Raw genomic sequence first — 22,541 nt, forward strand, 5'->3', positions numbered from 1 at the left:
CGCCCCGGCACGGGGGTTCAGTACCCGGTGGGCCGCACCAGCCCCGTCTCGTAGGCGAAGACGGTGGCCTGGGTCCGGTCGCGCAGTTCCAGCTTGACCAGGATGCGGCCCACATGGGTCTTCACGGTCTGCTCGGCGACCACCAGGCGCTGGGCGATCTCCGCGTTCGACAGGCCCTGGGCGACCAGTGAGAGCACCTCGGTCTCCCGCTCGGTCAGACCGGCCACCCGGTCCTTGAGCGGGGCGCGCGGGGCGCCGGACATCCGGGAGAACTCAGCGATCAGGCGCTTGGTGATGCTGGGTGCCAGCAGCGCGTCGCCGGCGGCCACCACGCGTACGGCCTGGGCGAGTTCGTCGGCCGAGGCGTCCTTGAGGAGGAAGCCGGAGGCGCCGGCGCGCAGCGCCTCGTAGACGTACTCGTCGAGGTCGAAGGTGGTCAGGACGAGGACCTTGACGGTGGCGCCGGCCGGTTCGGTGATCCGGCGGGTGGCCTCTATGCCGCCGAGTCCGGGCATCCGGATGTCCATCAGGACGACGTCCGGAGCGAGTTCGGCGGTCTTGGCGATGGCATCGTGGCCGTCCACGGCCTGGCCGACGACCGCGATGCCCGGTTCGGCGTCGAGCAGCACCGTGAAGCCCTGGCGGACCATCATCTGGTCGTCCGCGATCAGTACGCGGACGGGGGGCGTGGCGGCGGTCGTCATCGGGTGTCCTCGGCGTCGTCGGAGGGAGCGGCGGGGGTGGCGGGGGCCGGGAGGATCGCGGTGACCTCGTAGCCGCCGTCGGGGGTGGGGCCGACGGCCAGTTCGCCGCCGAGCATCGCGGTGCGTTCGTGCATGCCCAGCAGGCCGTGGCCGGTGCCCGGGGAGGGCGGGGCGGGGCGGTCGGGGGCGGTGTTGGTGACGCGCAGGGTGACGCGGTCGGGGCGGTAGCCGAGCGCGACGTGCACGGCGGCGCCGGGCGCGTGCCGCATGGCGTTGCTGAGCGCCTCCTGGACGATGCGGAACGCCGACAGCCCGGTGCCGGGCGAGAGCGGGCGGGGCGTGCCGGTGGTGTCGACGGTGACCGGGACGCCGGCGCCGCGCACGTTGTCGACGAGTTCGTCGAGCCGGTCGAGGGTGGGCTGCGGGGCGTGCGGGGCGTGCTCCGGTCGGACGTCCTCGGAGCGCAGGACGCCGAGGACCCGGCGGAGTTCGGTGAGCGCCTCGACCGCGTTCTGGCGGATGCCGCGGAGGTTCTCCTTGAGCTCGTCGGAGGGGTTCTCGGCCAGGTGGGGAGCGACCTGGGCCTGGATGGAGATCACCGACATGTGGTGGGCGACCACGTCGTGGAGTTCGCGGGCGATCCGGTTGCGCTCCTCCAGGAGCGTGCGGCGGGCGCGTTCCTCAGCGGTGAGCTTTTCCTGGACGACCAGTTCGGTGCGGGCCTTCTGGCGGCCCCTCAGGAGGGCGCCGACCAGGGCGCAGAGCGCGAGCACGAGGACCGGCAGGTGGTCGTCGCGGAAGCCGCCGGAGACCAGCCCGTTGGCGAACGCACCGGCCAGGATGCCGAGCACCAGCATCTCGACGGTGACCCGGGGCCGGACCCGCAGTGCCGCGAAGAAGAGCACGGCGGCCTGGGTCGGGAGCCCGGTGTGCTGCCAGGGCGGCTCGACGAACGGGTCGAACCGGGCCGCCGCGAGGTATCCGGTCAGCGGCAGCACCCCGGTCACCGCCCACCAGGCCAGGACCGGGCGGTAGAGGGCGAGGATCGGTGCGGCGGCCTGGACCCCGGCGATGAGGAGGGCGAGCGCCATGCCCGTCCCGTACTGGAATGCATAGGCGTTGGCGCCACTGGCGAGGAGGACGACTCCGAGCACCACCAGGGGGGCGATGATCGCCGGGCGCCATTCCAGCCAGCCGGGTGGTCGGCCACCGGCCGACGGCGGTATCTCGGCCGCGCGGGTCCACAGATCCTCGCGCAGCCGGTGCGGCACCGCTCGCAGGGCCGCCCTCAGCCGACCTGCCGCTTTCCCCCTCGTCACGGGATGCACCTTAGGCATGGGGCAGCACCGCCGGGCGGGCGGGGTTCCCTTCGTCGGGGACCGGGCCGGTGCCCTCGGGCTCCGCCCCGTGCCGGTCGCGGGCGCGCGGCCTGCGGTGCTCGTACGCGGCGAACGCGGCCCAGCACACCAGCAGTGCGCCCGCGAAGACCGGCAGCCAGGCGAGTCGGGCGAGGAGCCAGGCGGGGCCGTCGGGGAGGGTGTGCAGGCCGGGCAGGGGGCCGGCCAGGAACCAGCCGGTGGCGGTGACGGCCATCATCGCGGTCTGGTGCCAGAGGTAGACGGTCATCGCGGAGAGGTTCAGCAGGGCGATCGCCGTCCAGGCGCCGGGGTGGCGCAGCGCCCGGTTGAGCGGGGCGCGCAGCAGCAGGGCCGCGCCGCACTGGGCGAGGCCGAAGGTGACGGCGGCCAGGGTGGGCGGGTTGAGGTTGGAGACCGCGGCGCCGGGGACGCCGACCATGGACGCGGGGTAGCCGGCGCACAGGACCAGGGCGGCGGTGGCGGTGGCGCCGCCGAGCAGCAGTGCCCACCCGGTCGTCCGGCGGTGGGCGGCGCCGCGGGCGCGGGCCGCGCCGAGGCAGTACGGGACGAGCCAGCCGGCGGGGAGGTTGAGCCAACCGAGCCAGCCGGGGGCGTCGAGGCCGAAGCGGAGGGCGTCGACGAGGACGACGACGGCGCACGGCCAGGCCGGGTGCAGGCGGGCGATCAGCGGGGTGGCCGCGGTGAGGGCGGCGAAGACCAGCAGGAACCACAGGGGTGACAGCACGAGTTTGACCAGGGTGTGGACGGTGTCCAGGTCGACGCCGGAGGCGAGCATCGCGGCGGCGGCCACGGTCCAGACCGCGAGCACCGCGGCGACCGGGCGGAACAGTCGCCCGAGTCGGGCGTGCAGCCAGCGGTGGTGGGCGGTGCCGCGGGCGCGGGCGGCGGCATGGCTGCGCGCGGCGACCTCGCCGCCGACCAGGAAGAACACCGCCAGTGTTTGGAACAGCCAGGAGATCGGGGCGAGTCGGGGCATCCGTTGGAGCGGGCTGGCGCCGTGCAGGGTGCCGCTGTCGGTGATCAGGGCGGTGACCAGCCAGTGGCCGAGGACCACGCCGAGGATGGCGAAGGCGCGCAGGGCGTCGGTGGCGCGGTCGCGGCCGGGCGGGGTGGCGGCCTGGACGCGGCGGACGAGGGCCGCCGCGGCGGCGCGTGGGGTGCTAGCCACGGCGGGCCTCCCGCTGCGGGGCGGCGGTCGCGTCCGGGGTGGTCCCGTGCGGGGCTGTGACCGGGGGGCGTCCGGCGGTGATCCGGGCGAGGTTCTCCAGGGAGAGCGTGCCGGGCTTGAGGTAGTCGCTGTGGCCGCCGTCGCCGGCCGGGAAGATCCGGGCGCCGAACCCTGGGGAGACCGGGTCGGTGCCGAACCCGAGGGTGGTGGTGGGCAGGGGTAGTTGGGCGTGCGGGACGTGGTCGATCCAGTCGTCGGCGGCGCGGCCGGCCCAGACGGTGGCCCGGGTGTGCAGGTCCGCTGCGGTGTCGGCGCCGACGCCGGGGCTGCCGTAGAGGACGAGGTCGGTGGCGGGGAGGTCGGGGGCGGCCCGGCCGCAGACCACGGATCCGTAGGAGTGGCAGAGCAGAGCGATCCGATCGGTGGGATCGGCGTTCTTCAACTGCTTGATGAAGTCGATGAGTCGGGGGGCGGCGTCGTCGGCGCGGGCGGTGGTGAGGGCGGCGGGGCCGAAGGTGGCCGGGGTGGGGTAGCCGAGCCAGGCGATGACGGCGAAGTGGCCGCCGGGTTCCCGTCGGAGCCGCTGTTGGAGGGCCCGGGCGCCGGCGCGGAGGCGGTGGTAGGTGTCGAGGCCGGTGTCCGAGCCGGGGACCAGGACGGCGATGTGGTCGGCGCGCGCGAGGTCGCCGTAGACCTCGGTGCTGCGGCCGCCGTCGCGGCCGTCGAAGGTGAGGAAGTGCCGGCCGGGGTCGGCCATGGCGTGCAGCGCGGCGGCCCGCCGGTGGTCGCCGTGGGCGTCGGCGGTGCGCTCGGCCGCGCGGATGTCGGCGCGGGTGGTGGCGTAGCGGCGGGCGAGGGCGGTGGGGGTGGTGTCCCGCAGCGGGCCGAGGGCGGTGGGGGCCGGTGCCGGGACCGCGGCGGGGCGGGCCGCGCCCGACACCGGTACGGCCACCGAGGCGGTGACCAGCACGGCGAGCAGGGTGCGGGTCAGACGTCTTCTGCGCGGGCGGGGCGCCATGGTGGGTGGTCCTTCCGTGCCGGGGCGGTGGGTGGTTCCGGCACCGAAGCTAGGGAGCGCGGCGAGTGATCGGCGTCCCGCCAGGGAGCGCATCTCGCGCGTAGTCCTCAGGTATGACGGGTAGGGGGTGCGGCCCCCGCGGCGGTGGTGATGGTCCGTCAGTTGTCCTGTGGTGGCGGGCCGGTGCTCTCCCGGGGTTCCAGGTGCGGGAGTTCGCCCTGGACGGTGCGGGGCGGACCGCCGTCGAGGAGGGCGAGCAGTTCGCCGGCGGCGAGCCGGCCGAAGCCCGCGGTGTCCCGGACCAGTGCGGTGAGTGGGGGGTGGGCGACGCGGCACAGCGGGGAGTCGTCCCAGGCGACGACGGACAGCCGGCCGGGGACGGGGATGCCGCGGCCGGCGGCGACCGAGGCGCCGGCGACGGCCATCACGTCGTTGTCGTAGATGATCGCGGTGGGCGGGGCCGCCGCGTCGAGGAGGCGGCGGGTGGCCTCGGCGCCCTCCGCGTCGGAGTAGTCGGTGGTGACCGAGCGGACCTGCCGGGCGTCCAGGCCGCGCCGGGCTGCCTCGGTACGCAGGGAGTGGATCCGGCGGGCGGTGTGGGCGAGGCCGGGCAGTCCGGCGATGTGCACGATCCGGCGGTGGCCGAGGTCGTGCAGGTGGTCCAGGATCCGGGCCATGGCCTTGGCGTCGTCGGCCCAGACGGTGGAGAGCAGCGGCGCGGTGGGCGGTCCGCTGGGCGCCGGGGCGGCGGGGCCGCCGATGGCGACGGCGGGGAGGCCGAGGGCGGCGAGGAGCGCGGGGCGGGGGTCGTCGGTGCGGGGATCGACGACGAGGACGCCGTCCACCCGGCGTTCGGCCCACCAGCGGCGGTAGAGCGCGCACTCGGTGTCGAGGTCCTCGACGACCTGGAAGAGCAGGGCGGTGCGCCGGGCGGAGAGCACCTCCTGGATGCCGGAGACGAGTTGGAGGAAGAAGGACTCCACGCCCAGGGTGCGGGCGGGGCGGGCCAGCACCAGGCCCAGGCAGTCGGCGCGTTCGCTGGAGAGGGCGCGGGCGGCGCTGTTGGCCTGCCAGCCCAGTTCGTCGGCGACCTTGCGGATCCGGGCGCGGGTGTCGGCGGAGACGCCCGGTCGGTCGTTGAGGGCGAAGGACACCGCGCTCTCGGAGACGCCGGCCCGCCGGGCGATGTCCTTGATCGTCGGGCGGCGGGCCGGCTTGCGGCGGGCCGCCTCACCGGGCGCTGTCATCGCGGGCTCCTCCGGGCCGAACCGCATGAGTGCCGACAGTCTGATCAGGGCGGCGGGGCCTGTCAATCAATGCTCGGGCAGCGAGGGACAGCACCTCAAAAGCGGTGTGATACCGGGGTGTTGACACCTACTAAATCGCATTAGTAGCGTCTGCCGCGTCGCGATCCGGGAGCCTTGAGGCCCGCGGTACGGCACCGGTTCCCCGCGCTGCGAGACCTTCGACAGATTTCTGGTCCGAGCACTTCCGAGCACTTCAGCAAAGGAGCCGGCCATGCGTCGTCATTCCCGTCGAACACCCGCCGCCACCGCGGCACTCGCCGCCTGCGCACTTCTCCTGTCCGCGTGTGGCGCCCCGGACGGCGGCGGGGATTCCGACAGCGCGGCGGGGAAGGTGGAAGGGCAGGTCACCTTTCAGACCTGGAATCTGAAGGCGCGTTTCCAGAAGTATTTCGACGGGGTCGTCGCGGAGTTCGAGAAGAAGTACCCGGGCACCAAGGTGAAGTGGATCGACCAGCCGGCCGAGGGTTATCCGCAGAAGCTGAGCGCGGACGCCGCCGCCGGTACCCTGCCCGATGTGGTCAATGTGTCGCCGGACCTCGCCTATCCGCTGGCGAAGGCCGGACTGGCGCTCGACATCGGCACGGCGGCGGGGAAATACCGGGGCGAGTATCTGGACGGGGCCTGGCGGAGCCATGAGATGCCGGGGCTGTCGGGCGTCTACGCCTTCCCCTGGTATCTCAACACCGGCCCGATGTTCTACAACAAGGACCTGTTCCGGAAGGCCGGTCTGGATCCGGCGAAGCCGCCGACCACCTACGACCGGCTGTTCGCGGACGCGCTGACCATGGCGCGGAAGAGCGACCGCAGGATCGCGATGCTGGCCGGCGCGCCGTCGATCGAGGACTTCGGTCGCTACGGCGTGCGGCTGATGGACGCCCGGGGCACGGAGTTCACCTTCAACGAGCCCAAGGGCGTGGAGCTGCTCACGCACTATCAACAGCTGTACGCGGCCGGGGCGCTGGATGCGCAGGCGCTCACCGCGGTGGCCGAGTCGGCGGGGCGCAAGTTCCAGCAGCAGTCGGTGGCGATGAATCCGGGCAGCGCGCTCGATCTGGAGAACTTCAAAAGGGACGCGCCGGACCTCTACAAGAACATCGGCATCACCGACGCGGTCAACAACACCGGCAAGGCCAATATGTATGTGCAGGGCCTGATGGTGAGCGCGGACAGCAAGGTGAAACCCGCGGCGGTGGCGTTCGCGCACTTCGTGACGGACCGGCGGCATCAGATGGCGTTCGCGGAACAGGTCGCGGTCTTTCCGAGCACGAAGGGATCGCTGGACGATCCGTACTTCACCAAGGAGGACGGCACGGACGCCACGCGGGTGCGGGTAGCGGCGGCGAAATCCCTGAGGACCGCGGTGAATTACACCCCGGTAGTGCTCAGCGACCAGATGAAGACGGTGTTGCGCAATGCGGTCGCCCGGGCCCTCCAGGGGAAGCAGTCGCCGAAGGAGGCACTGGATTCCGCGGTGGCGGAGTGCAATCGTCTGCTGAAGACCGGTTGAGGCCGGGATGGGCATGCGGAATGCCGCGGCGGCCGTTGCGCCACGGGGATCCGGTCGCCGCCGGGGAATCCGTACGCATCTGCCCACCAGCCCCTGGTTGTTCCTCGCGCCCGGGCTGCTGGTCGTCGGCGGATTCAGCCTCTATCCGTTCCTGAGCACGGTGGCGCATTCCTTCACCGATGCCCGGACGCTGCGGGCCGGGCGGTTCACCGGCGGCGCCAACTACCAGGAGATGCTCCACGACCCGATGTTCTGGACGGGACTGCGCAACAGCGTGCTCTACGTCCTGGGCGTCGTGCCGCCACTGGTGGTGCTGCCGTTGCTGCTGGCGCTGCTCGTCCGGCGGAGCGTGCCCGGCATCGCCTTCTTCCGGGCCGCGTTCTACCTCCCGGTGGTCGCCTCGGTCGTGGTGGTCGGGCTGATCTGGGTCTGGCTGTTGGACGACCGGGGGTTGATCAACGCGCTGTTGGAGGCGCTGGGGTTCGGCCGGGCCCGTTTCCTCAGCGACCCGTGGCTGCTGCTTCTCAGCGCGATGGCGGTGACGGTCTGGAAGGGCCTCGGCTACTACATGATCATTTATCTGGCGGCGCTGGCCCAGGTGCCGCGGGAGCTGCACGAGGCGTGCGCGGTCGACGGGGCGGGTCCGGTGCGGCGCTTCCTGACCGTCACGGTGCCGGCGGTGCGCGCCACGATGGTGCTGGTGGCGGCGCTCTCCGCGGTCAACGCCTTCAAGGTGTTCTCCGAGGTGTATCTGATGGCCGGGGCGACCGGCGGCCCCGGTGGGGAGGACACCACGCTGGTGATGCTCGTCCAGCAGGCCGGCACCGGGCTCAGCGGGCGGGTCGGGTACGCCTCGGCGCTGTCGGTGGTGGTCTTCGTGCTCACGCTCGGGCTGATGCTGCTGGTGTTGCGCGCCAATCGCGGGGAGGACCGATGACGGGGGCGGTGGGGCGCCGGCGGAGGGCGGCCGGATGGTCGTCGGCGGCCCGCTATCTGCTGCTGCTCGCGGTGCTGGCGCTGACCGTCGGGCCGTTCCTGTGGCAGCTGTCGACGTCGCTCAAGGGCCCCGGCGAGGACATCTACCGCTTTCCGCCGAGCCTGTTGCCGCGCCATCCGACGCTGGCCAACTACGCCGAGGTGGCGCGGGTGATCCCGGTCTGGGACTTCGCGCTGAACTCCCTCAAGGTCGCCGCGGCCAATGTGCTGACCAACTGCGCGGGCGCGGCGCTGGCGGGCTACGCGCTGGCCCGGCTGCGGTTCCGCGGTCGCCGGGTCGCCGTGGCGGTCTTCGTCATGGCGATGCTGGTGCCGGTCGAAAGCATCATGATCGCCCAGTTCATGACGATGCGTCAGCTACAGTTGCACGACACCCTGCTCGGGGTGGTGCTGCCCGGCTGCATCGGCGCGATGAATGTCCTGCTGATGCGGAACGCCTTCGCGGCGCTGCCGTACGAGGTCGAGGAGGCGGCGTTCGTGGACGGCGCCTCCGCCTGGCAGCGGTTCGTACGGATCGCGCTGCCGTCGGTCAAGGGCACCCTCGCAGTGGTCGCGGTCTTCGCGTTCATGGGTGCCTGGGACGACTTCCTGTGGCCGCTGATCGTGCTGAGCGACCAGTCGAAGTTCACCCTGACCGTCGGCCTGAACTATCTGCACGGCACCTTCGCGGACAACCAGCGGCTGGTGGCGGCCGGTTCGGTGATCGCCGTCCTTCCGCTGATCGTGTTGTTCGCCGGTCTCCAGCGCTACTTCTTCCGCGGCGTCGGGGAGGGCGCCGTCAAGGGCTGATGCCACACCCACCCGGAGGGACAGGACCACCATGCCCGTATCCGACGAGCCCCGCCGGATCCGCTTCGGCGTCAACTACACCCCCAGCCGGGGATGGTTCCACCACTGGCTGGACTTCGATCCGGACGCGGTGCGCGCCGATCTGGACGCGCTCGCCGCCCTCGGCCTGGACCATGTGCGGGTCTTCCCGCTGTGGCCGCTGTTCCAGCCCAACCGCACGCTGATCCGGCCGCGCGCCGTCGAGCAGCTGGTGCGGTTGGCCGACGCGGCGGCCGAGCGCGGCCTGGACGTCGCGGTGGACGGCCTCCAGGGCCACCTGTCCAGCTTCGACTTCCTGCCCGCCTGGACGCAAACCTGGCACCGCCGCAACCTCTTCACCGACCCGGAGGTGCTCGCCGGCCAGGAGGAGTACCTGCGGACGCTGGCCGCCGCGCTCGCCGACCGGCCCGGCTTCCTCGGGATGACCCTCGGCAACGAGATCAACCAGTTCGCGGACCGCCCGCACCCCGACCCGGACCGGATCACCGGGGCGCAGGCGGCGGCCTGGCTGGAGCGGATGCTGGCCGCGTGCGAGCGGGGCGCGCCGGGCCGGGCGCATCTGCACGCCGCGTACGACGCCGCCTGGTACCTCGACGGCCATCCCTTCACCCCCGCGCACGCCGCCCGGCTGGGCGCGATGACGGCGGTGCACTCCTGGGTGTTCAACGGGACCGCGCAGCGCCACGGCCCGGCCGGTGTCGCCACCGAGCAGCACGCCGCGTACCTCATCGAGCTGTCCAAGGCGTGGGCGCGCGACCCGCGGCGCCCGGTCTGGCTCCAGGAGGTCGGCGCCCCGGCCCCGCACGTCCCCGAGGACCGCGCGGCCCGCTTCACCACCGCGACCGTCGCCAACTCACTTGACTGTCAAGATGTTTGGGGCATCACCTGGTGGTGTGCGTACGACGTCTCGCGGTCGCTCGCGGACTTCCCTGAGCTGGAGTACGGGCTGGGGCTGCTCACCGAGGACCGGGCGGTCAAGCCGGTGGGCCGGGCCTTCGCTGAGCAGGCGGCGCACTGGCGGGACCGGCCGCACCGGCCGCCGGCGCGCACCACCGCACTGGTCGTGGACGTCGGTGACGCCGAGGAGGCGCCGCACCGGTCGGTGTGCGCGCCCGGCGGCCCGGTCTTCGAGGCATGGGCACGGCTGGCCGGGCAAGGCGCCAGGCCCGCCCTCGTGCTCGCGCAACTCGCCACTGACACCGCACATTTGACGTCGCGTGGGATCACCGAGGTGTGCACCCCCGACGAGGTGGGGCAGTGACTCCCCGCCGGCCCGCCCCGCACCCCGTCTCCCCGACCTCTGGAGCCGTGAGCCATGCATGACGATCGCGCACTGGTCGAAGCCCGTCTCAAGCGGGTGCTCGACGAACGGATCCGGCCCGCCGTGTACCCGGAATCGGTGCCGCTGGAGGTGGCCGCCTGGGTGGCCCCCGGGATCGGGGCCTACCCCGCTCCAGCGGACGCGAGAGCTGGGGGAGCCGTGTCGGTGGCCGAGGGGTTGACCGCGGCGCACTCCCCGGTGGCGGTGGGGGACGCCTGGGGCGCGCCCTGGGCGACGACGTGGTTCCGGGTGCGGGGCACCGTCCCGGAGGCGTGGGCGGGCCGCACCGTGGAGGCGGTGCTGGACCTGGGGTTCGACGAGCGGATGCCGGGGTTCCAGTGCGAGGCGCTGGTGTACCTGCCGGACGGCACGCCGGTGAAGGGCCTCAATCCCCGGAACCAGTGGGTGCGGGTGGGCGCGCCGGCCCGCGGCGGCGAACGGGTCGAGTGGCACCTGGAGGCCGCCTCCAACCCCGTCATCCTCGACGTCCACCCGTTCCGGCCCACGGCCCTGGGCGATCCGGCGACCGCGGGCGACGAACCGCAGTACCGGCTGGCGCGGATGGACCTGGCGGTGTTCGACACCGAGGTGTGGGAGCTGACCCTGGACCTGGAGGTGCTGGGCGAGCTGATGGCGGAGCTGCCGGTGGACAGCCCGCGGCGCTGGGAGCTGCTGCGGGCGGTGGGCCGGGCGCTGGACGCGGTCGATCTGCAGGACGTGGGCGGCACGGCCGCGGCGGCGCGCCGCCGGCTGCGGGAGGTGCTGGCGGCGCCGGCGGCGGCGTCCGCGCACCGGATCAGCGCGGTGGGCCACGCCCACATCGACTCGGCGTGGCTGTGGCCGCTGCGCGAGACGGTCCGCAAGGTGGCCCGGACGACGGCGAACATGACGGCGCTGCTCGCGGACGAGCCGGAGTTCGTCTACACCATGTCGCAGGCGCAGCAGTACGCCTGGATCAAGGAGCACCGGCCCGAGGTCTACGCGAAGGTCAAACAGGCGGTCGCGGAGGGGCGGTTCGTCCCGGCGGGCGGGATGTGGGTGGAGTCGGACACCAACATGCCCGGTTCGGAGGCGATGGCCCGTCAGTTCGTCTACGGGAAGCGGTTCTTCCTGGAGGAGTTCGGCGTCGAGAACGACGAGGCATGGCTGCCCGACACCTTCGGCTTCGCGGCGGGGTTGCCGCAGATCATCAAGGCGGCCGGGGCGAAGTGGCTGCTGACGCAGAAGATCTCCTGGAGCCGGGTGAACTCCTTCCCGCACCACACCTTCCGTTGGGAGGGCATCGACGGCACCCGGATCTTCACCCACTTCCCGCCGGTGGACACCTACAACTGCCAGCTGTCGGGCGCCGAACTGGCCCACGCGGCTCGCAACTTCAAGGAGAAGGGCACCGCCCGGCACTCGCTGGCGCCGACCGGCTGGGGCGACGGCGGCGGGGGCACCACCCGCGAGATGGTCGCCAAGGCCCGCCGGCTGCGGAACCTGGACGGCTCGCCGGTGGTGCGGTGGGAGAAGCCCGCCGACTTCTTCGCCCGGGCCGCGGCGGAGCACCCCGACGCCCCGGTATGGGTGGGCGAGCTCTATCTGGAGCTGCACCGGGGGACGCTCACCAGCCAGGCCCGCACCAAGCGCGGCAACCGCCGCAGCGAGCACCTGCTGCGGGAGGCCGAACTGTGGTCGGCGACCGCCGCCGTCACCGCCGGATTCCGTTATCCGTACGAGGAGTTGGAGCGGATCTGGAAGACCGTCCTGCTGCACCAGTTCCACGACATCCTGCCCGGTTCCTCGATCGCCTGGGTGCACCGCGAGGCGGAGCGGACCTATGCCGCGGTCGCCGCCGAGTTGGAGGGGCTGATCGGCGGCGCGCTGGCGGCCCTGGCCGGCGACGGCGACCGGCACCTGGTGGCGAACGCGGCGCCGCACGCCCGGGGCGGGGTGGCGGCCGGCGCGGTGGCCCCGCCGGCGGCGGAGGGCGGTCCGGTGGTCGCCGGCCCGCGCCCGGACGGCGGGTTCGTCCTCCAGCACGACCTGCTCCGGATCGAGATCGACGGCCGCGGCCTGGTCGTCTCCGCGTACGACAAGGGCGCCGGGCGGGACGCCGTCGCCCCGGGCGCGGCGGCGAACCTCCTCCAGCTCCATCCGGACTTCCCCAACATGTGGGACGCCTGGGACGTGGACGCGTTCTACCGCGAGGTGGTCACCGACCTGACCGACGCGGACGAGGTGGTGCTCGCCGGGGCGTCGCCGGAGGCCGCGACGGTGCGCGTGGTGCGGAGCTTCGGCGGCTCGCGGGTGGTCCAGACGCTGACGCTGGCCCGCGGGCAGCGGCGGCTGGACATCGACACCGAGGTGGACTGGCACGAGACCGAGAAGTTCCTCAAGGCCGCGTTCCCGCTGGACCTGCACGCGGAGCGGTACGCGGCGGAGACCCAGTTCGGGCACCTGTACCGGCCGACCCACACCAACACCAGCTGGGAGGCGGCCAAGTTCGAGGCGTGTGCGCACCGGTTCGTGCACGCCGCGGAGCCGGGCTGGGGCGTGGCGCTGGTCAACGACGCGACGTACGGGCACGACGTGACCCGGACGGTGCGGGAGGGCGGCTCCGAGGGCGAGCGGGGCACGACCACGACCGTGCGGCTCTCGCTGCTGCGCGCCCCGCGCTTCCCGGATCCGGAGACGGACCAGGGCACCCACCGCTTCCGCTACGCGCTGGTCCCCGGGGCGACGATCGGTGACGCGGTGCGCGAGGGGCACCGGATCAATCTGCCGGAGCGGGTGGTCACCGGCTCCGGTGCGGTGCCGCCGCTGGTCTCGGTGGACGACGACGCGGTGGTGGTCACCGCGGTCAAGCTGGCCGACGACCACAGCGGCGATGTGGTCGTCCGGCTCCACGAGGCCCGCGGCGGACGCGCCCGAGCGACCCTGACCTGTGGTTTCGCGCTGGCGGGGGCGGTCACCACCGACTTGTTGGAGCGCCTGACCGAGGACGGCCCGGCCCTGGAGCGGGAGGGCGACACGGTGCGGATGGCGCTGCGGCCGTTCCAGCTCGTGACGCTGCGGCTGTGCCGGGCGGTGGGGGCGCGGCCGTCCGACTGACTCCGGCGGTGCGGTTCAGCCGGGGTCGGCGGAGCGGGTGCGGGCGTCCCGGCAGGTGTCCCGGCGGGTCGCCCGCCGCCGGTCCCGGCGGGGGCCGCGCCCGCGGCCCCCGCGCAGCGGACCGGGCCCGGGCGCGGCCTCCCGGGCCGGGTCCCGGTGGGGATCCAGCCCGAGCATGTCCATCAGCAACGCCAGATCCGCCGCGTCCCGAGCGCGGCCGGCCAGCGCCCTTCTGGCCAGCCGTCGCTCCTCGTCACCGGGCACGGCGCGGGCGGCGGTGTCATCGGCACCACGGTGTTCATCGGTCACCGCTGCATTCTCGGCCGGGCCGGGGCGGACTGCCCGTCGAGCGGGCCGATGGGCGCACGAGGGAACCGCGAGCGCCCGAATTCCCTCTTTATGGTCACTTGCACTTGATCGTCATGGTCACTCGCGTGTGATCGTCAGTAGCGGAGTCACCGTTGAAACACCCTTACGCCCGCGGCCTCGCCGCCGTCCTCGTCGCGTCCTGCGCCCTGCTCGCCGTCGCCGGCTGCTCGGAGAACGGCAACCAGGTCGACTTCAACGCCGGCGGCCCGGGCAGCGCGTCCACCCCGGTCAAGCCGGTGGACCAGGACACCCGGATGCCCAGCGGCCCGAAGAGCGAGTTCCGAATAACCCGCACCCTGGACGACGGAACGCACATAGCCCGCACGACGCTGAAGGGCGCGAAATCCGGTGTCACCGGCAGCGTCTGGGTATGGGCGCCCAAGGAATACCAGGATCCCAAATACGCCAAGAGCGGTTTTCCGGTGCTGATGGCCCTGCCGGGCGGCCTGGGCAGTCCGCAGGACAAGGACGGGGTCACCAATTACTGGGTCGGCGGCGACATCAAGCTTCAGGAAAATCTCACGAAATGGACCGCGGCGGGCAAGAGCCTGCCGTTCATCGTGGTGATGCCGATGCTCAATCCGGACACCCGCTACCACGACGGCAGTGACATTCCCGGTCAGCAGAAGATGGGGACCTGGCTGACCGACGACGTCGTCGACCTGGTCAAGGCCAACTTCCGCACCTTCCGCTCCCGGGACGGCTGGGCCTTCATGGGGTCGTCCTCGGGCGGTTTCGCGAGCCTGAAGTCCGTGCTGAAGTACCCGGAGAAGTTCAAGGCGGCGATAGCCAGCGGCCCGGACATCGTGCCGGACTCCCCGATGTGGGCCGGGCACCAGAAGGAGAAGGACGCCAACAATCCGGAAAAGCTCGCGGCGGGCCTGCTGAAAAAGGGCGGACCGGACGTGTACATCGCGTTCCAGGCCGGCAGCAAGGAAGGCGCCGGGGTGCTGAACCCCATCCGTCGTTTCCGGGAAAAGTACGGCAAGGGCCCGATCCACACCACGTTCCAGGTCATTCCCGGCGGCCGGCACAATGCCTGGGACTACCAGAAGGGCATGGAGACCAGCTCCATCAAATTCATCAGCGACCAGCTGAAGGCGCCGATTCCCAGCGACTCCTGATGCAGTTCGTCCGTTCGGGGGCGATGCTGGGAGTGTCGAGGGGGGTCCACGCCGAGGAGGACGATCCATGTCCGTGCTGGACAAGCTCAAGGAACTGCTCAAGGGTCACGAGGAGCAGGCGGGTAAGGGCATCGACAAGGCCGGCGACTACGTCGACGAGCGGACCCAAGGCAAGTACCAGAGCCAGGTCGACACCGCCCAGGACAAGCTCAAGGAGCAGCTCGGCGGGACGGACCGGGACACGGACCGGCCGCCGCAGTGATCGATCGCGGTGAATCCGCGCAGGCCCCGGGACAAGAACGGACCCCGGGATTAGCCTGACCGGATGATCACCACGTCCGTCCGGCTCGCCCCCGACGTCCTGATGCGCCCCGCCGAGCTGGCGGACGCGACCTGGCTCTCCCGCTCCTACCAGCGCAGTCTGGACCACCTCCGCCGGACCGAACCCCGGCGCGAGGAGGGCTTCTACACCCCGGCCGGCCAGGTGGAGCGCCTGCGGGGGCAGCTGGCGGAGCGCGACGCCGGGCGGGTGATGCCCTGGGTGCTGGTCCGCGAGGCGGACGAGGGGTCCGGGGAGCCGGACGTGGTGGGCTCGATCACCCTGTCCCAGATCACCTACGGCCCGCTGCGCAGCGCCAGCGTCGGCTACTGGATCGACGCCGGGCACCTGCGCCGCGGGCTGGCGTCCGCCGCCGTGCGGGCGGTCTGCGCGCTGGCCGACCGGGAGCTGGGCCTGCACCGCCTGGAGGCCGGCACGCTGCTGGACAACGCCGCCTCGCAGCGGGTCCTGGAGGGCTGCGGCTTCACGCCGTACGGCACCGCCGAGAAGTACCTGTTCATCAACGGTGCCTGGCAGGACCACCGGCTGTTCCAGAAGATCCTCAACGACCGGCTCCCGTAGGCGGGTCGTGTCGTACGGCGGCGCCCGCCCCCTGCTCGGGGGCGGGCGCCGTCCGGTGCGGCGGGGCCGCGCTCACGGGGTGGCCATCACCCGGATCTTCTCCGCCTGCGGACCCTTCTGCCCCTGGGTGACCTCGAAGGTGACCTTCTGGCCCTCCAGCAGCTCCCGGTATCCGGTGGCGTCGATGTTCGAGTAGTGCGCGAAGACGTCGGCGCCGCCGTCGTCCTGCGCGATGAAGCCGAAGCCCTTCTCCGAGTTGAACCATTTCACCGTGCCCGAAGCCATGTTGCGTCTCCTTCGCTCTATGGGCCCGAATCGGCTCCCGCACCCCGCGGAATCCGGAGGTGATCGCCCTGGCCCGGAGACGTACCGGACAGCAAGAACGCCCGTGAATGCAGCACGGGCGCCCGGCACTTCGGAACCATGACAGCTGATCAGGACGCTACACCGACCAGGCCCGCCAGTCACCACAAACCATGGCAAACGCGTCATCCTTCACCGGGCAAGGCCACGCCGCGTCCTCCGTATCCCCGACCGATCGAATGAATGTGCGACGCCTGGACCGGTCAGGACGTCGCGCCGTCGTCGTCCTGACCGGCCGGCTGCCGTCGGCGCCACCACAGCGCGGTGCCGAGCCCGGCCAGTGCGACCACCGCGGTGCCGCAGAAGGCCCAGACGACCGGGTCGGCGACGTCGCCGTCCGCCCCGGCGGCCCCTGCCCGGTGCAGCGTGGTGCGCGGTGCCCGCTGGGCGGCCCGCTCGCTGCCGGGGTCGCGCGGGTCGGGCGACGGGGCGGGCAGCAGGCCGACCGCCGCGGCCCGGGGCGCGGCGTCGAATCCCCAGTCCAGCAGCGCGCGGGCCTCCTCGTAGACGGCGTTCTCCGCGCCGGAGCGCGGGTTCATCACGGTGACCAGCAGCGTCCGGTCGCCGCGCCGGGCGGCGGCGACCAGGGTGTTCCCGGCATGGGTCGTGTAGCCGTTCTTCACCCCGATCAGGCCGTCGTAGGGGGCCACCCCGTGCGAGCCGACCAGCAGTCGGTTGGTGTTCTGGATGCCGTACGCGTCCGGGCCGCCGTCCTCCGGGAGCAGGGCGGTCTTGGTGGCGGCGAAGTGGGCGAAGTCCCGGTTGGTCAGCCCGGCCTGGCCGAAGAGGGAGAGGTCGTAGGCGGAGGAGGTCTGGCCGGGCGTGTCGAAGCCGTCGGCGGATTCGACGGTGGTGTCGCGGGCGCCCAGTCGCCGCGCGGTCGCCTGCATCTCGTCGATGGTCCTGCCCCAGCCGCCGTTCATCGCGGCCAGGGCGTGCACGGCGTCGCTGCCGGAGGTGAGGAACACGCCGTGCCACAGGTCGGCGACGCGGTAGGGCATGTCCTCCTTGAGGCCGGCGAGCGAGCTGCCGGCCTCGATTCCGGCCAGGTCCGCGCTGGAGACGGTGCGCACCGTCGCCTGGGAGAACTTCGGCAGTACGGTCAGCGCGAAGAGCGTCTTGAGGGTGCTGGCCGGCGGCAGCGGCCGGTGGACGTCCTTGGCCGCGAGGATCCGGTGGCTCGCCAGATCCGTGACGGCCCACGACAGCGCCGAGACCCGGGGCGGCTCGGGGACTCCGGGCCGGGGCAGGAACTGCACGCCGGGCTCGTCCAGCAGGTTCTCGGTCGGGGTCGGTGGTGCGCCGCGCAGGTCGTCGATGCCGTTGGGGCCGTCGGCGACCGCCGGACCGCACAGGGCCAGCAGGCTCGCGGTGCAGACGGCCGCTGCGGACAGGGCTCTGACGGGGGACCACGTCGCTGTCGACATGTGGCCACGCTAAGAACGCCCCGGGCCGCTCGCCGGTTGGCCTACTCCATACGGTTTCCGGTCGCCGAGGGCGGTAGACGGGCCCGCCCGGCCGACCGGGACCCGTCCGCCGCTCCCCCGCCGCCGCGCCGTCAGGACCGCACGGCGCACGCCTCCGGCGTCGGCGCGGCGGCCCGCGGCACCGCGTCGGTCACGGACCGTGGGCCCCCTCCCGACCGGGCGCCGCGGAACAGGTCCGGCAGCAGGGTGAGCAGCCCCAGGACGGCGAGCCCCGCGCCGAGCCACAACGGTGCCCGCAGCCCGTGGGAGTCGATGACCAGGCCGCCGAACGACGAGCCCACGATCACCCCGAGGGTGATGAAGGAGGAGTGCACCGAATTCACCAACGGACCGGCGTTGCCGGCGCGTTGGACCCGGGTGGCCATCGCCGGGTTCATGGTCACCCCGACCAGCCCGATGCCCAGCATCATCGCCACCGCCGGGACGGCCAGGTGGGCCAGGAGCGCGAAGCCGGCGAGGAAGAGGGCGTTCAGCGTCTGTCCGACGACCTGGACCCCGACCGGGTGCCGGTCTGCGAGGCGCCCCACGACGGTGTTGCCGACGACGGTGGCCGCGCCGTACGCGATGAGCAGCAGCGGGACGGTGCCGGTGGCGAAGCCGGTGACCTCGGTGAGGACGGGGTTGAGGTAGCTGAAGGCGGCGAAGGTCGCCCCGATGATCAGGGTGCTGGTGGAGAACGCCAGCCACAGCCGCGGCCTGCGGAAGGCGACCGCCTCCTGCCGTATGCCCTCGCCGCCCTCGACCCGAGCCGTCCCGGGCACCCCGACGACGGTGGCCGGCGCCACGAGCACCGTCATCCCGGTGATCACCCAGAACGCGGCCCGCCAGCCGAGGTGCTCACCGACCAGCGTGGCGAGCGGTAGCCCGAGCAGAGTGCCGAGCATCAGGCCGTTCATGACCACCGCGACGGCCCGGCCCCGGATCTCCGGGCGGACCAGTTGGACGCAGAGCGAGACGGCCACGCCGAAGAACGCCTGCGCGGCGACCCCCGTCACGATCCGGGCGGCCATCATCACGCCGTAGTCCGACGCCAGGGCGGCCAGCACATTGCCGGCCAGGAAGACCCCGAACAGCGTCGTCAGCGCCGTCTTGTGACGGAGCCTTCGGACGGCGAGGGTGAGGATCGGCCCGCCGACCGCCATCGCCACCGCGTACGCGGTGATGAGGTAGCCGATCTCCGGGATCCCCACGTCCAGCCCCCGGGCCATCTGCGGCATCAGTCCCGCCACCACGAACTCGCTGGTCACCATGGCGAAAACCCCCATGGCCAGCACATACACGGCGCGCTGCACTCCGCCGACACCACCTTTCGCAACCGATCGTTCCAATATGAGGGCGGGCGAAAGTCCTGCATTCGCAGGGGGATCGACCGAGTCGAACGCCTCCCGACCCCGCCCGCGCCGACCCTACCGCACCTTTGGACCAATCGTTCCAAAACTGGGCGACGGGCTCCGCGGGCTATACGGGCCGCCGGTCGCCGCGCGGCACCGGACGGGCCCGGGCCGGGCTCAGCAACGGCGCGTGCAGATCGCCGTAGCGCTCCCGGCGCCCGGCGATCTCGTTGAAGAGGAAGGTGAGTTGCCCCGGTTCGGTGCAGCCCGCGACCTCGTCCCAGGTGACCGGGGTGGAGACGGTCGGGGTGGCCCGGGCGCGCAGGGTGTAGACGGTCGCGGTGGTCTTGGCGGCGGCGTTCTGCGAGAAGTCGATGAAGACCTTGCCTGGCCGCAGCGCCCGGGCCATCTTGTGCGTGACCAGGTCCCCTAGGGCGGCACCGGCCTCGACGGCCAGCGTCCGGGCGTAGGCCGTGGTGCGGTCGGCGGGGGTGGGCTCGACGGGCACGACGAGGTGCAGGCCCTTGGAGCCACTGGTCTTGGCATAGGCGTCGAGGCCGTCGGCGGCGAGCCGGTCGCGCAGCCAGCGGGCTGCGGCACAGCACTCCACGACGGTGGCGGGGGCACCTGGGTCCAGGTCGAAGACCAGCCGGTCGGCCATGCCCGGCGCGCCGCAGGTCCACTGCGGGGTGTGCAGTTCGACGACGAGGTTGGCGGCCCAGACCAGCGAGGCGAGGTCCTGGAGGAGCACCTGGCGGGCCGGCCCCGACCTCGAATGGGGGACCTCGCAGCTCTTCACCCAGGAGGGGGCGCCGGGCGGCACGTTCTTGGTGAAGAAGCGCTGGCCGTCCGGCCCGTCGGGGTAGCGGAGGAAGGACACCGGGCGGTCGTGGAGGTGCGGGAGCAGCGCGTCCGCGGTGGTGGTGCAGTAGTGCAGCACCTCACCCTTGGTGGTGCCGGTCCCGGGATAGAGGACCTTGTCCAGGTTCGTCAGCGAGAGGCGCCGCCCCTCCACGACGGTGATCGGCGACATACCATTGAGAATCCCACACAAGGGACGAACCATGCGATCTATCTGGAATGGGTCCATATCGTTTGGCCTGGTCACCATCCCCGTGAAGACCTACAGCGCCACCGACCGCACCTCGTCGGTCTCCTTCGTCCGCATCCACGAGAAGGACGGCGCACCGATCCAGTACCGCAAGGTCTGCGAACTGGACGGCGCGGAGGTGCCGAACGAGGAGGTGGGCAAGGGGTATCAGCCGCCCGGCGACGAGGTCGTCGTGCCGATCACCGACGAGGAGCTGTCCCGGCTGCCGATGCCGACCGCCAAGACGCTGTCGATCCTCTCCTTCGCCGACCCCTCCGAGATCGACCCGCTCCAGTTCGACAAGGCGTACTACCTCGGCCCCAACGGGCCCTCCGCCGCCAAGCCGTACGCCCTGCTGCGGGAGGCACTGGAGCACCACGCCAAGGTCGCGATCGGCAAGGTGGCGATGCGTGGGCGGGAGACCCTGGCCATGCTGCGGGCGCACGACGGGGCGCTGGTGATGCACGCGCTGCTGTGGCCGGACCAGGTCCGTTCCGCCGAGGGGATCGCACCGGAGGCCGTCAGGATCCGCGAGAACGAGATGAAACTGGCCGAGACCCTGATGGATTCGCTGGGCGCCCTGGACCCGGCCGAACTCCACGACGACTACCGCGAGGCGGTGGAGGAACTCGTCGCCGCGAAACGGGAGGGCGGCGCCCCGGTCGCGCCCGGCGCCCCGGCCGTCCCCGGCGCCCAGGTCATCGATCTGACGGCGGCGTTGGAGCGGAGCGTGCGGGCCGCCCGTGGCGGCGCCTCGGGCACGGCCGGGGACGGCGCGGAGGCGGCCTCGGTCACCCCGATCCGGGGCCGCGGCACGGCCCGCGAGAAGACGGCGGCGAAGCAGCCGCCGCCCGCGAAGAAGACCGCGCCCGCCAAGGACGTCGGCGGCCGGACCACGGGCACCAGGACGACGAAGGCCGCCAAGACCGCCGCGGGGAAGACCGGCGGCGCCAAGGCCAACACCGGCACGGCGCGCACCGGTTCGTCCACCGCGGCGAAGACCCCGGCCGACCGCGGCTCCACCAGGAAGACCGCGGCCGAGAAGCAGCCGCGGGCGAAGCGGACGACGAAGCCCACGGCGTCCTAGGGTCTGTCCACCGCGGGCCCGAACGGCCGGATCCGCCGTTCCTCTAGAGTCACGGCATGGCTTCTGACGAGGGGACGACCACCGCCCGGGTCGACAGTTGGATCTGGTCGGTACGGCTCACCAAGACGCGCTCGGCGGCCGCGGCGGCCTGCCGGGCCGGGCACGTGCGCGTCAACGGCGAGCGGGTCAAGCCCGCCCACGGCGTGCGGCCCGGCGACGAGGTGCGACTGCGGCAGGCCGGCCGGGAGCGCATCGTGGTGGTGACCCGGCTGGTGCGCAAGCGGGTGGGGGCCCCGGTCGCGGTCGAGTGCTACGTCGACAACAGCCCGCCGGCGCCGCCGCGGGAGGGGATCGCGGTCATCGCCGTGCGGGACCGCGGCGCGGGCCGGCCCACCAAGCGCGACCGCCGCGAACTGGACCAGCTGCGCGGCCGGCTCGGCACCGGCCCGGACCCCGACGACCATCCGTAGCAGCGGGCCCTACGGCATGTCGGGCAGCGCGTCCACGTAGACCCACTGCCCGTCCTCGCGGACGAAGCGGCTGTGCTCTTCCTGACTGTCGGTCTGGCCGTGCGCGGTGTAGTGCGCGCGGAAGGCGACCGTGCCCTCGGTGTGGAAGGCGGTGCCGCCGGTCGCGGCGAGGATCTCCAGGCCGGTCCAGCGCTGCGCGGGGTCGAGTTCGAGGGCCGCGGGGCGGGTCGTAGAGTGCCAGCTGCGCAGCAGATAGGCGGTGTCGCCGACGGCGAAGGCGCTGTAGCGGGAACGCATCAGCCGCTCGGCCGTCGGGGCGGTGGCGCGGCCCTGGTGAAAGGGGGCGCAGCACTCGCCGTACGACGCCTCACGACCGCACGGGCAGGGCGCGTCCTCGGTGATCGTGGGCGGTGCGGGCGGCTGCTGCCGGGTCCGGCGCTTCGGGGATCTCGACGGCTTCTTGGGCTTTGACACGCCACGATTGTGCCGGGTCCGGCGGGGCGGGTCCGCGCCGGGCGAGGTGGCGGCCGATCAGGATCCCCCCACCGTGGCCCATTTGAGGGATTTCCCCGATAAATACTCCATTTGCAGCTTTTCTTGGCTTGATACCGGCGGCGAGGCTGGAAGAACTCACGGTGACCGTCCCCACACCCAGGAGAGAACCCTCATGATTCTGTCCATTTCCGGCGTCGTCCTGCTCGGTGTCATCGTCTTCCTCTTCTTCCGCAAGGACGGCCTGAAGTTGTCCCACGCCCTGATCTGCGCGCTCTTCGGGTTCTACCTCGCGGGCTCGGCCATCGCGCCCAGCATCAAGGCCGGCGGAGCGAGCCTGGCCAGCCTCCTCGGCGGGATCAAGCTCTAGGCACCCCGACCGGGGCAGGCCCTGCCCGCCCTCCCCACCGCGCGACGCCGCCCGTCCCACCGGCCGTCCGGGCCGGTCCGTCCCGTCCGGGCGGCGGCGCGCGAAACCCGCCCCGGCTCGCCGCCCACGCCGA

General features: G+C 72.6%; 22 protein-coding genes. 11 read left to right on the forward strand and 11 right to left on the reverse strand.

Going from position 1 to position 22,541, the window contains the following annotated elements; all coding sequences use genetic code 11:
* Positions 1-17: 17 nt before the first annotated feature.
* From SNOUR_RS05970 to SNOUR_RS05990, 5 genes are all read right to left on the reverse strand, one after another.
* Positions 18-704, reverse strand: coding sequence for a response regulator (locus tag SNOUR_RS05970; RefSeq protein WP_067344457.1), 687 nt, complete (start codon positions 702-704; stop codon positions 18-20).
* Entirely contained in the window at positions 701-2,041 is a 1,341-nt protein-coding gene (locus SNOUR_RS05975) for a sensor histidine kinase (protein ID WP_067344459.1), read from the reverse strand. The genes SNOUR_RS05970 and SNOUR_RS05975 overlap by 4 nt, the downstream gene beginning before the upstream one ends.
* Positions 2,034-3,251 (reverse strand): acyltransferase family protein, encoded by a 1,218-nt coding sequence (locus SNOUR_RS05980; protein WP_067344460.1) that lies wholly within the window; start codon positions 3,249-3,251, stop codon positions 2,034-2,036. Before SNOUR_RS05980 ends, SNOUR_RS05975 begins: the two co-directional genes overlap by 8 nt.
* On the reverse strand, positions 3,244-4,269 hold the full coding sequence (locus SNOUR_RS05985; RefSeq protein WP_067344462.1) for an alpha/beta hydrolase: 1,026 nt from the start codon (positions 4,267-4,269) through the stop codon (positions 3,244-3,246). Before SNOUR_RS05985 ends, SNOUR_RS05980 begins: the two co-directional genes overlap by 8 nt.
* Before the next feature lie 158 nt (positions 4,270-4,427).
* Entirely contained in the window at positions 4,428-5,516 is a 1,089-nt protein-coding gene (locus SNOUR_RS05990) for a LacI family DNA-binding transcriptional regulator (RefSeq protein WP_099055658.1), read from the reverse strand.
* Positions 5,517-5,787: 271 nt separating this feature from the next.
* On the opposite strand from SNOUR_RS05990, the gene SNOUR_RS05995 reads away from it, so the two are divergent.
* From SNOUR_RS05995 to SNOUR_RS06015, 5 genes are read left to right on the forward strand one after another with little or no spacing between them, the layout of a single operon-like run.
* On the forward strand, positions 5,788-7,083 hold the full coding sequence (locus tag SNOUR_RS05995; RefSeq protein WP_067344463.1) for an ABC transporter substrate-binding protein: 1,296 nt from the start codon (positions 5,788-5,790) through the stop codon (positions 7,081-7,083).
* A gap of 13 nt (positions 7,084-7,096) precedes the next feature.
* Positions 7,097-8,020, forward strand: a complete 924-nt coding sequence (locus SNOUR_RS06000) for a carbohydrate ABC transporter permease (RefSeq protein ID WP_067357754.1) — start codon at positions 7,097-7,099, stop codon at positions 8,018-8,020.
* Entirely contained in the window at positions 8,017-8,868 is an 852-nt protein-coding gene (locus SNOUR_RS06005; protein ID WP_067344465.1) for a carbohydrate ABC transporter permease, read from the forward strand. Before SNOUR_RS06000 ends, SNOUR_RS06005 begins: the two co-directional genes overlap by 4 nt.
* 31 nt (positions 8,869-8,899) lie before the next feature.
* Positions 8,900-10,168, forward strand: coding sequence for a glycoside hydrolase 5 family protein (locus SNOUR_RS06010; protein WP_067344466.1), 1,269 nt, complete (start codon positions 8,900-8,902; stop codon positions 10,166-10,168).
* A 54-nt stretch (positions 10,169-10,222) separates the two neighbouring features.
* A complete protein-coding gene (locus tag SNOUR_RS06015; protein ID WP_067344468.1) occupies positions 10,223-13,324 on the forward strand; it encodes an alpha-mannosidase in 3,102 nt (1,033 codons plus the stop codon).
* Between the two features lie 15 nt (positions 13,325-13,339).
* Here SNOUR_RS06015 and SNOUR_RS06020 read toward each other — a convergent pair whose 3' ends face one another.
* Positions 13,340-13,633 carry a hypothetical protein gene (locus SNOUR_RS06020; RefSeq protein WP_067344470.1) on the reverse strand — a complete coding sequence of 98 codons (294 nt, stop codon included), beginning with the start codon at positions 13,631-13,633 and terminating at the stop codon, positions 13,340-13,342.
* Between the two features lie 152 nt (positions 13,634-13,785).
* Here SNOUR_RS06020 and SNOUR_RS06025 point away from each other — a divergent pair, with 152 nt between their 5' ends.
* The 3 genes from SNOUR_RS06025 (at position 13,786) to SNOUR_RS06035 (ending at position 15,718) form a co-directional block, all read left to right on the forward strand.
* Entirely contained in the window at positions 13,786-14,817 is a 1,032-nt protein-coding gene (locus tag SNOUR_RS06025) for an alpha/beta hydrolase (protein ID WP_067344472.1), read from the forward strand.
* Positions 14,818-14,884: 67 nt separating this feature from the next.
* Positions 14,885-15,079, forward strand: coding sequence for an antitoxin (locus SNOUR_RS06030; protein ID WP_067344474.1), 195 nt, complete (start codon positions 14,885-14,887; stop codon positions 15,077-15,079).
* Positions 15,080-15,142: 63 nt separating this feature from the next.
* Complete coding sequence (locus SNOUR_RS06035) at positions 15,143-15,718, forward strand: GNAT family N-acetyltransferase (protein WP_067344475.1); 576 nt, start codon at positions 15,143-15,145, stop codon at positions 15,716-15,718.
* A 72-nt stretch (positions 15,719-15,790) separates the two neighbouring features.
* Here SNOUR_RS06035 and SNOUR_RS06040 read toward each other — a convergent pair whose 3' ends face one another.
* The 4 genes from SNOUR_RS06040 to ligD form a co-directional block, all read right to left on the reverse strand.
* Complete coding sequence (locus tag SNOUR_RS06040; RefSeq protein ID WP_039630209.1) at positions 15,791-16,003, reverse strand: cold-shock protein; 213 nt, start codon at positions 16,001-16,003, stop codon at positions 15,791-15,793.
* 281 nt (positions 16,004-16,284) lie between these two features.
* A complete protein-coding gene (locus tag SNOUR_RS06045; protein WP_067344479.1) occupies positions 16,285-17,508 on the reverse strand; it encodes a D-alanyl-D-alanine carboxypeptidase family protein in 1,224 nt (407 codons plus the stop codon).
* A 131-nt stretch (positions 17,509-17,639) separates the two neighbouring features.
* On the reverse strand, positions 17,640-18,860 hold the full coding sequence (locus SNOUR_RS06050) for an MFS transporter (RefSeq protein WP_067344481.1): 1,221 nt from the start codon (positions 18,858-18,860) through the stop codon (positions 17,640-17,642).
* Between the two features lie 166 nt (positions 18,861-19,026).
* Positions 19,027-19,932 carry a non-homologous end-joining DNA ligase gene (gene ligD / locus SNOUR_RS06055; RefSeq protein WP_067344483.1) on the reverse strand — a complete coding sequence of 302 codons (906 nt, stop codon included), beginning with the start codon at positions 19,930-19,932 and terminating at the stop codon, positions 19,027-19,029.
* A 31-nt stretch (positions 19,933-19,963) separates the two neighbouring features.
* On the opposite strand from ligD, the gene ku reads away from it, so the two are divergent.
* Together ku and SNOUR_RS06065 are read left to right on the forward strand one after the other, a co-directional pair.
* A complete protein-coding gene (gene ku, locus SNOUR_RS06060) occupies positions 19,964-21,076 on the forward strand; it encodes a non-homologous end joining protein Ku (RefSeq protein WP_067344484.1) in 1,113 nt (370 codons plus the stop codon).
* Between the two features lie 56 nt (positions 21,077-21,132).
* Positions 21,133-21,546 carry an Hsp15 family ribosome-associated heat shock protein gene (locus tag SNOUR_RS06065; protein WP_067344486.1) on the forward strand — a complete coding sequence of 138 codons (414 nt, stop codon included), beginning with the start codon at positions 21,133-21,135 and terminating at the stop codon, positions 21,544-21,546.
* A 9-nt stretch (positions 21,547-21,555) separates the two neighbouring features.
* Here the strand turns inward: SNOUR_RS06065 and SNOUR_RS06070 are convergent, their stop codons facing one another.
* Positions 21,556-22,020, reverse strand: a complete 465-nt coding sequence (locus SNOUR_RS06070) for a YchJ family protein (protein WP_159425804.1) — start codon at positions 22,018-22,020, stop codon at positions 21,556-21,558.
* Positions 22,021-22,213: 193 nt separating this feature from the next.
* Between SNOUR_RS06070 and SNOUR_RS06075 the strand changes: the two genes are divergently transcribed.
* Positions 22,214-22,408 (forward strand): hypothetical protein, encoded by a 195-nt coding sequence (locus SNOUR_RS06075; RefSeq protein WP_016576341.1) that lies wholly within the window; start codon positions 22,214-22,216, stop codon positions 22,406-22,408.
* Positions 22,409-22,541: the final 133 nt, after the last annotated feature.

Source organism: Streptomyces noursei ATCC 11455 (assembly GCF_001704275.1).
In the GTDB taxonomy this organism is placed as follows: Bacteria; Actinomycetota; Actinomycetes; order Streptomycetales; family Streptomycetaceae; genus Streptomyces; species Streptomyces noursei.

What these genes read in the sequence shown, in the direction of transcription:
- SNOUR_RS06010 (WP_067344466.1), top strand. Translation starts at nt 8,900, where the DNA reads ATGCCCGTATCCGACGAGCCCCGCCGGATCCGCTTCGGCGTCAACTAC.
- ligD (WP_067344483.1), bottom strand. Translation starts at nt 19,932, where the DNA reads ATGTCGCCGATCACCGTCGTGGAGGGGCGGCGCCTCTCGCTGACGAAC.
- SNOUR_RS05975 (WP_067344459.1), bottom strand. Translation starts at nt 2,041, where the DNA reads ATGCCTAAGGTGCATCCCGTGACGAGGGGGAAAGCGGCAGGTCGGCTG.
- SNOUR_RS06065 (WP_067344486.1), top strand. Translation starts at nt 21,133, where the DNA reads ATGGCTTCTGACGAGGGGACGACCACCGCCCGGGTCGACAGTTGGATC.
- SNOUR_RS05985 (WP_067344462.1), bottom strand. Translation starts at nt 4,269, where the DNA reads ATGGCGCCCCGCCCGCGCAGAAGACGTCTGACCCGCACCCTGCTCGCC.
- SNOUR_RS06045 (WP_067344479.1), bottom strand. Translation starts at nt 17,508, where the DNA reads ATGTCGACAGCGACGTGGTCCCCCGTCAGAGCCCTGTCCGCAGCGGCC.
- SNOUR_RS06000 (WP_067357754.1), top strand. Translation starts at nt 7,097, where the DNA reads ATGCGGAATGCCGCGGCGGCCGTTGCGCCACGGGGATCCGGTCGCCGC.
- SNOUR_RS06035 (WP_067344475.1), top strand. Translation starts at nt 15,143, where the DNA reads ATGATCACCACGTCCGTCCGGCTCGCCCCCGACGTCCTGATGCGCCCC.
- SNOUR_RS06075 (WP_016576341.1), top strand. Translation starts at nt 22,214, where the DNA reads ATGATTCTGTCCATTTCCGGCGTCGTCCTGCTCGGTGTCATCGTCTTC.
- SNOUR_RS06015 (WP_067344468.1), top strand. Translation starts at nt 10,223, where the DNA reads ATGCATGACGATCGCGCACTGGTCGAAGCCCGTCTCAAGCGGGTGCTC.
- ku (WP_067344484.1), top strand. Translation starts at nt 19,964, where the DNA reads ATGCGATCTATCTGGAATGGGTCCATATCGTTTGGCCTGGTCACCATC.
- SNOUR_RS05995 (WP_067344463.1), top strand. Translation starts at nt 5,788, where the DNA reads ATGCGTCGTCATTCCCGTCGAACACCCGCCGCCACCGCGGCACTCGCC.
- SNOUR_RS06030 (WP_067344474.1), top strand. Translation starts at nt 14,885, where the DNA reads ATGTCCGTGCTGGACAAGCTCAAGGAACTGCTCAAGGGTCACGAGGAG.
- SNOUR_RS05970 (WP_067344457.1), bottom strand. Translation starts at nt 704, where the DNA reads ATGACGACCGCCGCCACGCCCCCCGTCCGCGTACTGATCGCGGACGAC.
- SNOUR_RS06040 (WP_039630209.1), bottom strand. Translation starts at nt 16,003, where the DNA reads ATGGCTTCGGGCACGGTGAAATGGTTCAACTCGGAGAAGGGCTTCGGC.
- SNOUR_RS06005 (WP_067344465.1), top strand. Translation starts at nt 8,017, where the DNA reads ATGACGGGGGCGGTGGGGCGCCGGCGGAGGGCGGCCGGATGGTCGTCG.
- SNOUR_RS05990 (WP_099055658.1), bottom strand. Translation starts at nt 5,516, where the DNA reads ATGACAGCGCCCGGTGAGGCGGCCCGCCGCAAGCCGGCCCGCCGCCCG.